Annotated in this window: 11 protein-coding genes; 6 read left to right on the top strand and 5 right to left on the bottom strand. The window is 69.9% G+C overall.

Features of this window, described 5'->3' with window-relative positions:
- The first annotated feature begins 59 nt into the window (after nt 1-59).
- Together ACFU53_RS41305 and ACFU53_RS41300 are read left to right on the top strand one after the other, a co-directional pair.
- Entirely contained in the window at nt 60-1,031 is a 972-nt protein-coding gene (locus tag ACFU53_RS41305; RefSeq protein ID WP_384004759.1) for a pirin family protein, read from the top strand.
- A 451-nt stretch (nt 1,032-1,482) separates the two neighbouring features.
- On the top strand, nt 1,483-2,955 hold the full coding sequence (locus ACFU53_RS41300; RefSeq protein ID WP_384004757.1) for a hypothetical protein: 1,473 nt from the start codon (nt 1,483-1,485) through the stop codon (nt 2,953-2,955).
- A gap of 42 nt (nt 2,956-2,997) precedes the next feature.
- On the opposite strand, the gene ACFU53_RS41295 is transcribed toward ACFU53_RS41300, so the two are convergent.
- Nucleotides 2,998-3,306 (bottom strand): hypothetical protein, encoded by a 309-nt coding sequence (locus tag ACFU53_RS41295; RefSeq protein WP_384004755.1) that lies wholly within the window; start codon nt 3,304-3,306, stop codon nt 2,998-3,000.
- Between the two features lie 154 nt (nt 3,307-3,460).
- On the bottom strand, nt 3,461-5,908 hold the full coding sequence (locus ACFU53_RS41290) for a SpoIIE family protein phosphatase (protein WP_384004753.1): 2,448 nt from the start codon (nt 5,906-5,908) through the stop codon (nt 3,461-3,463).
- 405 nt (nt 5,909-6,313) lie between these two features.
- Between ACFU53_RS41290 and aspS the strand changes: the two genes are divergently transcribed.
- From aspS to ACFU53_RS41275, 3 genes are all read left to right on the top strand, one after another.
- Nucleotides 6,314-8,077, top strand: a complete 1,764-nt coding sequence (gene aspS, locus ACFU53_RS41285; RefSeq protein WP_384004751.1) for an aspartate--tRNA ligase — start codon at nt 6,314-6,316, stop codon at nt 8,075-8,077.
- Between the two features lie 158 nt (nt 8,078-8,235).
- Nucleotides 8,236-9,192 (top strand): intradiol ring-cleavage dioxygenase, encoded by a 957-nt coding sequence (locus ACFU53_RS41280; RefSeq protein WP_384004749.1) that lies wholly within the window; start codon nt 8,236-8,238, stop codon nt 9,190-9,192.
- Between the two features lie 152 nt (nt 9,193-9,344).
- Nucleotides 9,345-10,343 (top strand): intradiol ring-cleavage dioxygenase, encoded by a 999-nt coding sequence (locus tag ACFU53_RS41275; protein ID WP_384004747.1) that lies wholly within the window; start codon nt 9,345-9,347, stop codon nt 10,341-10,343.
- 714 nt (nt 10,344-11,057) lie between these two features.
- On the opposite strand, the gene ACFU53_RS41270 is transcribed toward ACFU53_RS41275, so the two are convergent.
- From ACFU53_RS41270 to ACFU53_RS41260, 3 genes are all read right to left on the bottom strand, one after another.
- The gene (locus ACFU53_RS41270) at nt 11,058-11,663 is read right to left on the bottom strand and encodes an O-methyltransferase (RefSeq protein WP_384004745.1); all 606 of its coding nucleotides are present in this window, start codon (nt 11,661-11,663) and stop codon (nt 11,058-11,060) included.
- A gap of 204 nt (nt 11,664-11,867) precedes the next feature.
- Nucleotides 11,868-12,575, bottom strand: a complete 708-nt coding sequence (locus tag ACFU53_RS41265; RefSeq protein WP_384004743.1) for a hypothetical protein — start codon at nt 12,573-12,575, stop codon at nt 11,868-11,870.
- 133 nt (nt 12,576-12,708) lie between these two features.
- On the bottom strand, nt 12,709-13,161 hold the full coding sequence (locus tag ACFU53_RS41260; RefSeq protein ID WP_384004742.1) for a pathogenesis-related family 1 protein: 453 nt from the start codon (nt 13,159-13,161) through the stop codon (nt 12,709-12,711).
- Here ACFU53_RS41260 and ACFU53_RS41255 point away from each other — a divergent pair.
- On the top strand, nt 13,154-13,367 hold a 214-nt coding region (locus tag ACFU53_RS41255), incomplete at its 3' end, for a hypothetical protein (RefSeq protein WP_384004740.1). The genes ACFU53_RS41260 and ACFU53_RS41255 overlap by 8 nt on opposite strands.

Raw genomic sequence — 13,367 nt, 5'->3', positions numbered from 1 at the left:
GTTAGGCCTGGCAGAAAGTTCAATAATCAACTAAACTGAGCGCACAAGGAGGTACCGACATGCCCGCAGTGACCGTCGAGAACCCGCTGACCCTGCCCCGTGTCGCCGCACCGACCGACGCGGTGGCCCGTCCGGTGCTCACCGTGACGACCGCGCCCAGTGGTTTCGAGGGCGAGGGCTTCCCGGTCCGCCGTGCGTTCGCCGGGATCAACTACCGCCACCTCGACCCGTTCATCATGATGGATCAGATGGGTGAGGTTGAGTATCAGCCTGGGGAGCCGAAAGGGACCCCGTGGCACCCGCACCGCGGCTTCGAGACCGTCACCTACATCATCGACGGCATCTTCGACCATCAGGACAGCCAGGGCGGCGGCGGCACCATCACCAACGGCGACACCCAGTGGATGACGGCCGGGTCTGGCCTGCTCCACATCGAGGCGCCGCCGGAGTCGCTGGTCATGTCCGGCGGTCTCTTCCACGGCCTGCAGCTGTGGGTGAACCTGCCGGCCAGGGACAAGATGATGGCCCCGAGGTACCAGGACATCCGCGGCGGCCAGGTCCAGCTGCTCACCACCCCCGACGGCGGCGCGCTCCTGCGCGTCATCGCCGGTGAGCTGGACGGCCACGAGGGGCCGGGCATCACCCACACCCCGATCACCCTGCTCCACGCGACCGTCGCGCCGGGTGCGGAGATCACCCTGCCGTGGCGTGAGGACTTCAACGCCCTCGCGTACGTCCTCGGCGGGCGCGGCACCGTCGGTGCGGACCGGCGTCCGATCCAGCTCGGCCAGACGGCCGTCTTCGGTGCGGGCTCCTCGATCACCTTCCGCGCGGACGAGCAGCAGGACTCCAACGCCCCCGACCTGGAGATCGTGCTTCTCGGCGGACAGCCGATCCGTGAGCCCATGGCCCACTACGGCCCGTTCGTCATGAACACTCGCGACGAGCTGCAGCAGGCGTTCGAGGACTTCCAGAAGGGGCGGCTGGGGACGATCCCGGCGGTTCACGGGATGACCGCCGAGGGGCTGTAGGCCCGCGAAGCTCAGGAAAGCCCCGTCCACGTGTGGAGGGGGCTTTTCTCTGGGATTTTTCCGTACGCGGAGGGGCGCCGCCAAAGGCGGTAAATGCCTCCTAGCTTCTCCAATCGGACCGCAGGGAGTCCTCCGGGTTCATCGCCTTTCGGGTGATCATGCACACCCGTCGATGACTGGATAACTTTTGTTCCCGCCGCGTAGGTTCTGATCTGTTCATCCGATCGGCTTACTTCCGAGACGGGTGGCTCTCAGGGGGAGATCAGCACTCAGATCCCGCGTTGGCCTGCGGCCAGGGCGTGGTTCGGCGTGCCCGCTGTCCCCGCCGCATGGACAGGGGAACGGGGAGAGAACTCATGGGCAGGGTGCTTGATGACACGGGATTCCGCCGCCCGCCCGGCAATTCTCCGGTCGCTTGAGTACTCATGCACCGCTACCCCTGAGATTTCGCATGGCTGTCCTGGCTGTCCTGGCTGCCTGCTCGGCGGCTGTGGCCGTGGTGCGGCGCCTGCCGCTCTGGTCGGTCCCGATGGTGTGGACCCTCGCTCTCGGCCTGTGGGGGTTGTCCCGGCAGAACACCGTGTGGCGGGACGAGGCGGCGACCTGGCAGGTGGCGCGGCGGTCGGCCGCCGACATCTGGCACATGCTGGGGCAGGTCGATGTCGTGCACGGGTTCTACTACCTGCTGATGCACGGTCTCTTCGAGTGCTTCGGACCCGGCACGACGACCCTGCGGCTGCCCTCGGTGCTGGCCATGGCAGTGGCAGCCGTGTGTGTGACCGTCATCGGCCGCCGGCTGGCCGGGGTCTGGGCGGGCCTGGGAGGCGGACTGGCGTTCGGGCTGCTGCCGGCCGTGCAGTTCCATCTCCAGGAGGGCCGCCCGTACGCGCTGATAGCGGCGGGTGCGGGAATCTCGACGCTGTCGCTGGTGACCGTGCTCCAGCGGGAGCGGGGCGGCCGAGGGGCGCACTGGGCGGCGTACGGGGGCGCGATCCTGGTGTGCGGGCTGCTGAACTGGCTGTCGTTGCTGATCGTGCCCGCGCATGCCGCGACCCTGGCGTGGACGCGGGCGCCACGGGCGACGTGGGCACGCTGGGCCGCGGCCTCGGTGGTGGCCGCGGCGGGTGTCCTGCCGTTGATCCTGTTCAGTCGGCGGCAGTCCGGCCAGGTGTCCTGGATACCGCCGCTGACCTGGCACATGATGATCGGCCCGGCGGTCCTGCTCACCATCGGCGGTCTCGGAGCCCTGCTGAACCGGCCGCGAGCCGGGCGACTGTCGGTGGCGGCCGTCGGACTGCCGCTGCTGGCGGTGCCGCAGATCGGCCTGCTCGGCCTCTCCCTGATCCGGCCCCTGTTCCTTGAGCGTTATGTCCTGTTCGGCATGCTGGGTCTGGCGCTCCTGATCGGGGCGGCCCTGAGCGCGGCGGTACAGGCCGTCCCGCCACGGTTCCCGAAGGCGTCGTCGTGGCTCGTCCTGGTGGTGGTCGCCGTCGCGGTGGTGGCGCTGTTGCCGCAGTCGCTGGCCAAACGGTCCCCCGCCAGCCGGATCGACGACGTCCTGGCGACCGCCGTCGACGTGCGACGCCTGAAGCAGCCCGGTGACGCGGTGCTCTTCGCGCCGTCGGCCCGGCGCGACACCGCGCTGGTCTCCCCCGACGACTTCGCGGGGTTACGGGACATCGCGCTGGCGCAGGGCCCCGCGATGTCCGGGACGCTGAAGGGGGTGGAGGCCGATCCGGCCCGGATACGGGCCGCGATGCTGGCTCAGCGGCGGATCCTGTTGGTCACCGACGCCCCCGGCGTGGCCCGGCCGCCGGCGGGGGGACGGGACAAGGTGAAGGCCGCCGTGCTGAAGAAGTACTTCACCGTGGTGGCGGACGAGCGGACCCATGGGCGGCGGCTGATCGTGTACGAGCGACTCTGACCGGCGCGGGGCTCGGGCGAGAAGGGCTGGTCGCGACGTGAGTCAAGGGCGCGTTTCCGTGTATATCTCGTACAGCAGGTCGTTCCGCTCCTCCTGAAACGCCGTCAGCATCTCGTCCGCCCGGATGTTCCGCTCTTCGAGCCGGACGATGGCGTCGGCTACTTGCTGGGGCATGGCGTAGGCCGTGCCGCCGGTGGGGGCGGGTTGTACGGGGGCGGGGTCGAGGGCGTAGGAGCCGTCGCGCTGGATGGTGGCGATGACTTCGGAGACCCAGGTCTTGAAGGGGGCGCATTCGGGCTTGGCGCAACCGTTGACGAGTGCGATGAGCCCGCGCAGGTTCACCATCTTCATCGACTTCTGCAGCCTGTGACCTGCAAGTTTGCGCAGAGTGTGCGCTGTATAGACGCCTCGTGCAAACTCGGCGCTTCACTCAGAGCCTGCTGTGGCCGCCCTTGTTTTCGATGGTCGGCTCATTCGCTGAACATGGCGTGGGTGCCGGGCGCGGCTAACTCACCAACCTCCCGTTCGAGCTGTCCGGCGGTGGCGTCTCGTACAGCTCGAACCAGATGCTCTTGCCGTCGCCGCGCGGGTCCACGCCCCAGGCGTCGGCGAGCATGTCCATGAGGACGAGGCCGCGGCCGGAGGAGGCGAGTTCGCCGGGTTGGCGCTTGTGGGGGAGGTCGTCGCTGGTGTCGGTGACCTCGATGCGCATCCGGCGTTTGCCGCCGTCGCCGGTCATCTCGGCGACGAGGAGCGCGTCGGCGTCCGTGTGGACGAGGACGTTGGTGAGCATCTCGGAGACGAGGAGGACGGCGGAGTCGACCTGGTCGTCGCAGTTCCAGTCGTGGAGCAGTTCGCGTACCTGTTGGCGGGCTCCGGCGATGTGTTCGGGCTCCGCCTGGGCGACGGTCAGTGCGGTGCGGCGTACGGGCGGGCGTACGGCGGTGGTGTCGCCGCGGCCGTACCCCTCGCTCTCCCGGCACAGCAGCAGCATCGCTATGTCGTCCTCCCGCCGGTCGGCGAGCGGGCCGGGCGTGTGGTGGGAGGAGGGGCCGTGCACACCTTGGACCAGCGCGTCGGCCAACGCCTCCAGCCGGCCTGGCGCCAGGCCGGTGGGCTCCGGACGAGCTGGTGCGAGGGCGGTCGGACGTGGGCCTCGCGGTGTGAGGTCACCTTGCTCCGCGCCGCCCGCCGCGAGCCCACCCGCTTCCACTTCCAGGCGACTCGTTTCAACGCGACCTGGCTCAAGGCCGCGTGCTTCATCGCCGCCCGCTTCTTGCCTGCCCGGCCGCAGACCACCGATAGCCGGACCACCGGGATCCCGCCTGTCGGCGTACGGCCCCTCGGCGTTCAGCCCGCCGGCCCCCTGGCCCTCGCCCTCGCCCTCGTAAGGTCTCGCGTCGAAGGACTCCAGGATCGTGCGGATGCGGCGCCAGCCCGTGTCGAGGTCGTGGCCGCCTGTTTCGATGAGGCCGTCGGTGCAGAGGAGCATGGTTTCGCCGGGCTCGAGGACGAGACGGGTGGTGGGGTAGTCGGCGTCGGGGTCGATGCCGAGGGGGAGGCCGCCCGGGGTCGGGCGGACGAGGACCGTGCCGTCGGCCATGCGGATCACCGGGTCGGGGTGCCCGGCGCGGGCGATGTCGAGGACGCCGGTCACCGGGTCGACCTCGACGTACAGGCAGGTCGCGAAGCGCAGGTCGGTGAAGTCGGCGGCGGAGTCGTTGGTGACGCCGTGCAGGAAACGGGAGGCGCGGGAGAGGACGGCGTCCGGGGGATGCCCCTCGGACGCGTAGGCGCGCAGGGCTATACGGAGCTGGCCCATGAGGCCGGCGGCGCGTACGTCGTGGCCCTGGACGTCGCCGATGGCCAGGGCGAACCGGCCGCTCGGCAGGGCGATCATGTCGTACCAGTCGCCGCCGACCTGGAGTCCGCCGCCGGTCGGGACGTACCGCGCGGCGACGCTCATGCCCGGTATCTCGGGGCCCAGCGTGGGAAGCATCGTGCGCTGGAGGCCGTCGGTCAGCTCGCGTTCGGTCTCGGCGGCGCCGGCGCGGGAGAGGGCCTGGGCGAGCATGCGGGCGACGGTGGTCAGCACCGAGCGCTCGTCGGGGGTGAAGGAGACGGGGTGGGTGAAGCCCGCCATCCACGCGCCCATCGTGCGGCCGGCGACGGTCAGCGGCAGGAACGCCCACGACTGGCGGCCGAACTGTTCGGCGAGCGGCCAGGCCGCGGGGTAGCGCCCCTTGTAGTCCTCGGGGGAGGAGAGATAGACGGCGCGGCCGGTGCGGACCACCTCTGCGGCCGGGTAGTCCGTCTCCAGCGGCATATGGGTGAAGGGGCCCTCGTCGCCCTGGTTGTGCCCGTGGTGCCCGATGACGGTGAGGCGGTCGGCCTCCACCCCGAACACGGCGAGCCCGTCCGGTGAGAACCCGGGCATCGCCAGGCCCGCCGCGACCCGCAGCACCTCCGCCGTGGACCGTGCCTCGGCCAGCGCCCGGCCCGCGTCCAGCAGGAACGCCTCGCGCGAGCGCCGCCAGTCGCCGGTGACGGACGGGGCGCGGGCGGCGGTTTCCGGGGAGGGCTCGGTGACCTCCTGGATGGTGCCGATCAGCTCGAAGGACTTGCGCACCGGGTCGAAGGTCGGCTTGGAACGGCTGCGGACCGTGCGGAGCACCCGGCCCCGGTCGTCCATGACCCGGATCCGTACCTCGGCGAGGGTGTCCTCGGCGACGGCGAGCTGCACGACCGACACGATCTCGTTCCAGTCGACGGGGTGCAGACGTGCCCGCGCCCCGGCCTGGGTGAGCGTCGTCGGCTCCGCGGGCAGCCCCATGAGCCGGGCGGCTTCGGCGTCCAACGTGACGGTTTCGGCAGCGCTGTCCCAGGTCCACAGTCCCGTCGCGAGGGCGGACAGGACGTCCCCCACGGTGGGCGGGGGCTCACCAGTGCGCATTGACCCACTCTAAGAACAGCTGATCGGACCGTGCCACCGAAGCTGTACCGGGCCCGAGCGGGACCGGAAGACATGACAAGTAACCACGACCGGCGGCGACGGAGGTGACGGCAATCGACGCTAGCGACAGTAACCGCTTACGGTCCTGCCCATGGCTATGACCGTGGGTATCCGGTCAGTGTGGCGGCGCTCGCGTCGAAGGGGCCTGCCGCCCGGTGATAAATGGTGGGGAGGTGATCTCGGGGTGCCCGGTACCCTTGGGGTTGTTTCACGTGAAACACCGGCCGTGAGCACCTAACACGACCGCGGACCGTGATCGCGGACGTGATCGCGAACGTGACCACGGACCGGCCACGGTGAAGCACCCGCCAAGATCCCCGATCAGCGAAGGCTGGATGAACGACGATGCATCGGTACAGGTCCCACACCTGCGGCGAGCTCCGCGCCTCTGACGTCGGCACCGACGTCCGGCTGAGTGGCTGGCTGCACAATCGGCGCGACCTGGGCGGCATCCTCTTCATCGATCTCCGCGATCACTACGGCATCACGCAGCTGGTGGCCCGCCCCGGCACCCCGGCGTACGAGGCGCTGGACAAGATCTCCAAGGAGTCGACCGTCCGCGTCGACGGCAAGGTCGTCTCGCGCGGCGCCGAGAACATCAACCCCGACCTGCCCTCCGGCGAGATCGAGGTCGAGGTCGGCGAGGTCGAGCTGCTCGGCGCGGCCGCCCCGCTCCCCTTCACGATCAACGCCGAGGACGGGGTCAACGAGGAGCGGCGCCTGGAGTACCGCTTCCTCGACCTGCGCCGCGAGCGCATGCACCGCAACATCCTGCTGCGTACGGCCGTGATCTCCGCGATCCGTCACAAGATGACGGCGCTGGGCTTCAACGAGATGGCGACCCCGATTTTGTCCGCCACCTCCCCCGAGGGCGCCCGCGACTTCGTCGTGCCGTCGCGTCTCAACCCGGGCAAGTTCTATGCCCTCCCCCAGGCCCCGCAGCAGTTCAAGCAGCTGCTGATGATCTCGGGCTTCGACCGGTACTTCCAGATCGCGCCCTGCTTCCGTGACGAGGACGCGCGCGCGGACCGTTCGCCGGGCGAGTTCTACCAGCTCGACGTGGAGATGTCCTTCGTCGAGCAGGAGGACGTGTTCCAGCCCATCGAGAAGCTCATGACCGAGCTGTTCGAGGAGTTCGGCAAAGGCCGGCACGTCACCTCGCCGTTCCCACGCATCCCGTTCCGCGAGGCGATGCTCAAGTACGGCTCCGACAAGCCGGACCTGCGCGCTCAGCTGGAGCTGGTGGACATCACCGATGTCTTCGAGGGCTCGGAGTTCAAGGCGTTCGCCGGCAAGCACGTCCGCGCGCTCGCCGTGCCGGACGTCTCGGCCCAGCCGCGCAAGTTCTTCGACCAGCTCGGCGAGTACGCGATCGAGCAGGGTGCGAAGGGCCTGGCCTGGGTGCGCGTCGCCGAGGACGGCTCGCTGTCCGGCCCGATCGCCAAGTTTCTCACCGAGGAGAACGTCGCCGAGCTGACCAAGCGTCTGTCGCTGGCCGCCGGCCACGCGGTGTTCTTCGGCGCGGGTGAGTTCGAAGAGGTCTCGAAGATCATGGGCGCGGTGCGGGTGGAAGCCGCCAAGCGTGCCGGGCACTTCGAGGAGGGCGTCTTCCGCTTCTGCTGGATCGTCGACTTCCCGATGTACGAGAAGGACGAGGAGACCGGCAAGATCGACTTCTCGCACAACCCCTTCTCCATGCCGCAGGGCGGTCTTGAGGCCCTGGAGACCCAGGACCCGCTGGACATTCTCGGCTGGCAGTACGACATCGTCTGCAACGGCGTCGAGCTGTCCTCCGGCGCGATCCGGAACCACGAGCCCGAGATCATGCTCAAGGCCTTCGAGATCGCGGGCTACGACCGTGACACCGTCGAGGAGCAGTTCGCGGGCATGCTGCGCGCGTTCCGCTTCGGCGCCCCGCCGCACGGCGGCATCGCCCCCGGCGTCGACCGCATCGTCATGCTCCTCGCGGACGAGCCCAACATCCGCGAGACCATCGCCTTCCCGCTCAACGGCAACGCCCAGGACCTGATGATGGGCGCGCCGACGGAGCTGGAGGAGGCGCGGCTGCGCGAGCTGCACCTGTCGGTGCGGAAACCGCAGCCGAAGTAGGGAATGTCCGGCCAGCCGAAAGTAAGGCAAGCCTTTCTCGGGCTGTTCTGAAAAGGGTCCTGAAGTCGTCCGTCGATTTCAGGACCCTTTTCCGTGCATGGGGAAAAGGTTTCGTTTTCTCAGCTCGCTGACAGGCTTCCTATCTAACTTCCCGGCACATGACAGCCAATCAACAGGAACAGCAGCCCCAAGAGCCGACCGGAAGGGAGCATGTGACGGACTCGCGGGATGTGACGCGCCGCAAGGTCGTCGTGGCGGGCGTCGGTGTCGTCGCGGCGGTGGGTCTGGGCGGTGCCATGGCGGCGAACGCCGTCGCCGACGAGCAGAGAGAAGAACCCGGCGGTCGCGCTCCCCTCGCGGAGGAGTGCTACCTGCTGACGTCGGAGACCATGGAGGGTCCGTACTACATCGACGCGGACAAGCTCCGCCGGGACGTCACCGAGGACCGTGAGGGCATCCCGCTCCTGCTCCGCCTCAAGGTGATCGACTCCGAGACATGCCGGCCGATCCGTAACGCGGCCGTCGACATCTGGCACTGCGACGCGGTCGGCGTCTACTCCGGCTACGAGGACGTGGGCAACGGCGATGGCGGCCCGGTCCCCACCGGCCCGCCCCCGAGTGGCGACCCCTCCGGCCCGCCCCCGGGCGGCGGCCACCAGGAGCCGACGGACGAAACCCGCTACCTGCGCGGCACCTGGCGCACGGACCGGCAGGGGTTCGTCACCTTCAAGACCGTCTTCCCGGGCTGGTACACGGGCCGCTGCGTGCACATCCACACGAAGGTCCATGTCAACGGCGAGTGGACGGACGCGGGCTATGAGGGCGGCAACACCTGCCACACCGGACAGTTCTTCTTCGACGAGGAGTCCGTTCTCGCCTCCGCGGTCGTGGAGCCGTACGCGTCCAACACCGCCGAACGCACGACGCTCGACGAGGACTTTCTCTACGACGGCAGCGGCGCCCAGGGCGGTCTGCTGAAGCTCCGGTACGACGAGCGGGACATCTCCAAGGGTGTCCGGGCCTCGCTCACGGTGGGCGTGGACCCGGAGGCGACCAATGAGGGGACGGGGACGCCGCCGCGGCCGAGCACCTCGGCGTCGCCGTCCGCGAGTTAGAGTGCAAGTAAGGTAAGCCTATCCAGAGTTTGCCGAAAGGGGGCCTGAAATAGACGGCGATTTCGGGCCCCTTTTTCCTCCGCATGGGAATACGTGGCAAACCACAGTCCTTTCTTACGACTTTGACAGCCTGCCTCCCTAATTTCCTCGCCATGACGGGAAACCAGACCGGAAACGAGAAGGCCCAGGGGCCGAAGCACAAGCGGGACCTGACGCGCCGCAAGGTCGTCGTGGCGGGCGCGGGCGCCGTGGCCGCAGTGGGCGTGGGCGGAGCGGTCGTCGCGACCGCGAGCGCGGGTACGAACAAGCAGGGAAGCGCGAAGCCCCTCGCCTCCACGAGCGCGAGTGCCGGCGAGGAGTGCTACAAGCTGACCTCGGAGACCACTGAGGGCCCGTACTACATCGACGCGGACAAGCTCCGCCAGGACATCACCGAGGACAAGGAGGGCATTCCCTTCACCCTCCGCCTCAAGGTGATCGACTCCGAGACCTGCGAGCCGATCCGCAACGCGGCCGTCGACATCTGGCACTGCGACGCGCTGGGTCTCTACTCGGGCTACGAGAGCTTCTCCGAGGGCGGCGGCACCGCCCCCACCGACGCTCCCTCGGGCACCCCCACGGACGTGCCGTCCGGCGCCCCGACCGGTGAACCCCCGGCCGGTGGCGGCGGTGGCGGGCACGAGGAGCCGACCAGCGACACCCGCTATCTGCGCGGCACCTGGAAGACCGACAAGCAGGGCTTCGTCACCTTCGAGACGATCTTCCCGGGCTGGTACCGGGGCCGCTGCGTGCACATCCACACCAAGGTGCACGTCAACGGTGAGTGGACGGACGCCGGTTACGAGGGCGGCACCACCTGCCACACCGGCCAGTTCTTCTTCGACGAGGAGTCCGTGCTCGCGTCCGCCGAGGTCGAGCCGTACTCGACCTCCACGACCGAGCGCACGACCCTCGACGACGACACGATCTACGACGGCAGCGGCGTCCAGGGCGGCCTGCTCAAGCTGAAGTACAAGAAGAACGACATCGCCAAGGGCGTCATCGGCTCCATCACGGTCGGTGTCGACCCGGAGGCCACGAACACCGGCACGGGCGACGCCGTCCAGCCGGGCGCGTCGGACACGGCGTCGGAGTCCGCCTCGGCGAGCTGACCCCGACCGGCGTACGTCGTCGCTGAGCGGCCGGCGGTCGTACGGCTCCGCGCAAGGCCCGGAACCCCTCCCCCTGGGTTCCGGGCCTTCGGCGTGCGCTCGTCCCCGTGTCGGGTACCCGCTTGGGAAGTCATCAGGGGACGCACAGGTTTCTCGACGGACGGGCACAGCGGAAGGGGGTGTGATGGGACGTACAGGGTGAGGAACCCGTACGAGCCGTACGACTCGTACGGGATGTACGACCCGTACGGGACGCACTGGCCGTACGGGACGAAACGTCGGAATGCTGGAGGAGGCCATGAAGCTGGCCGTGCTGGTGGCAGTGTTGCTGATCGTCGGGGCGGTGGTCGCGATCGTCGCGCAGCGGCGGTCCGTGGACGAGCCCGGTCCGTCGTCCGACCTGGACGCGGAGGCCGACGCCAACCGCTGGGTCGTACGACTGGGCGGCAGCCTGGCCGGCATCGACGTACGGGCGCAGGCCGGGGCGGGCGGCAGCGCGGCCGAGTCCCTGACCGACGCCACCGAACGCCTCCGCACCGCCCGCGCCCAGCTGACCAGGGCCCGCACGCCCGACGAGTACGCGCAGGTCACGCGGACGGCGGTCGACGGGCTGCACCATGTGCGGGCGGCCCGTACGGCGCTGGGCATGAACACGGGTCCGGGCGCGGGGCCGGCCGGGGGCGCGGGGTCGGGCGCGGGTCCGGGTGCGGACGGTCAGGCCGAGGTGCCGGTGGCGTCGTCGGTCCGTACGGCGATCAGGATGCCGCTCGACCAGGCCAGCCGGGTCGTCCGGAAGTCCGAGCGCCCCTCCAGAACCGCGAGCAGGTCGGTCACCGCCGCCTCGTGACCCTCCGGCCAGTCGGGGACGGGCATCAGGTCGTCGACGATGTACGCGCCGCCGGGTGCCACCAGTTCCAGGGCGGCACCGAGGTGGGTGAACTTGCCGGGCCAGGTGTCCGCGAAGACCAGGTCGAAGGGGGTGCCGTCGTACGCCTCCAGCCAGCGTCCGCCGTCCTCGGTGACGAAGGTGACCCGTTCGTCGCCGCCGAACTGCTTGCGGGCGATGGCCTGTACGGAGTCGTCGAGCTCGACCGTGACCAGCGTCGCCGTCTCGTTCATCCCGCTGAGGAGCCAGGCGGTGCCTTCGCCGACGCCGGTTCCGAGTTCGAGGATCCGGCCGCCGGGGCGGGTTGCGGCGAGGGTGGCGAGCAGGCTGCCGGTGCGGGGTTCACACGACATGGTGAACCCGGCGGCACGGGCTGCCTCCTGCAACTCGGTGAGGCAGGAGGGGAGTTGGCTGAGCCTGGGGAAGTCGTCCATGCGGGGATTCTGGGAGAGCCGGGGCATGTGCTTCAACCCAATTCCGGCGCACGGCCGGTCCGGTGCTATGGCGACGACGGTGGTGGTGATCACGGCAGTGCCGTGACGCCGTGCCGGTGTCCGGGCGGCTATCGCTCACGCGGTAGCCACCAGGGACGCCTCGGGGACGCCTCGGGTGCGCCTCGGGGACGTACCGTCGTTCGCTCACTCGGGGTCCTCCTCCGGTGGGGATGCCAGGGCCTCCTCTTCCAGGAGGCGTTCGGCGATGTCGTCGGCCCAGGTCTGGGCCCATCGGCGGAGTCCGAGGACGGCGTCGGCGTCCAGGCCGTGGCGAGCGAATTCCCTGTCGTCGAGCCACTCGGTGCCCTCCAGGCGGGACTGGAGGTCGGTGAGGTCGAAGGTGGTGGACGTGGCGGAGGTGTGGCGGCGGGCCAGTTCCTCCAGTTCGGCGACGGTCCAGTGGGCGGTGGCCGCGTGGACGGCGATCAGGTCGCGGGCCGTGCCCCGGTCGGCCACGGCCCGGACCTTCGTGCCGACCACGTCCTCCAGGGAGAGCGTGGGGCCCAGCGGCGTCCGGACCGGCGGGTGCCAGAGGGTTTCCTTCAGGAGGTCGAGGGTGCGTTCCTCCGCCGTCGTGGGGTCGGTGACGAGGAGGCGGGCGGAGAGCGGGGCCGTCTCCACCGCGTGCACCAGCCAGCCGCGTTCCGCCAGGCCGACCCGGACCGTGGCGGCGATCTGTTCCATCGGGGCCGCGTGCTCCGTCGCCACCTCCAGGTCCCGGCCGGGCGGCCTCGCCTCGATCAGGCCGTGCGCCTGCGCCGCGTGGTCGCCGGTGAGCGCGAGGGCGTACGGGGCGCCGATGGCCAGGACGTCGGCGAGGAGGCGGCGGAGCTGGTCGGGGAGGTCGTTCATGCGAAGGCCTGGGGGTGGTCGTGCGTGCGCGGGCCTGGGGAGTGGTCGTTCACGCGCGCGCCGCAAGGGCGGTGGGGAGTGACGGGGGTGGGGCCATGGAGGGATTATCACGGCCCCTGAGGCTTTTCCCCGGTCAGTACGGCCGTCGGCCCCACCGGTTCCCCGGCGGATCGAAGTTGGCCACCACGTATGTCCAGCCGTTCCCGCACCTGGCCTTCGCCGCGCCGACCCGTGTCGAGGTGCGCCAGACCAGCTGGGTGTAGTGGAGGCACTCCCGGTCGTTCACGCAGGAGTTCGAGGGGCGGTCGTAGTCGGACTTCTCGTAGATCCACAGGCGGGCCGCGTCCGCCAGTGAGTAGCGGGGGTTCGAACCCCTGGCCAGATTCTCGCCGTACCGGCTGTTCGAGTGGATGAGCTCGCAGTCGGCGACCCGCACTCTCGCCCAGTAGCGGGCGTGCGTGGCGGCGGACTCGTCCCAGACCAGTGGGGGGACGCCGACGTCCGCCCGCGCCTTGTTGACGACCGTCAGAAAGCCGCTGATCTCCGGTTTTCGCACCGTAGGCGTCGCCGGCCCGGCGGTGGTCACTCCGGCTGCCGTCGCCGACCCGGCGGTGGTCACTCCGGCTGCCGTCGCCGACCCGGCGGTGGTCACCCCGGCTGCCGTCGCCGACCCGGCGGTGGTCACCCCGGCTGCCGTCGCCGACCCGGCGGTGGTCACCCCGGCAGCCGTCGCCGATCCGGTGGTGGTCACTCCGGCCGTCGTCGCCGATCCGGTGGTGGTCACTCCGGCCG

It is taken from the genome of Streptomyces sp. NPDC057474 (genome assembly GCF_042802555.1).
Classification (GTDB): Bacteria; Actinomycetota; Actinomycetes; order Streptomycetales; family Streptomycetaceae; genus Streptomyces.
This window is presented reverse-complemented; position numbering and strand designations above follow the sequence as displayed.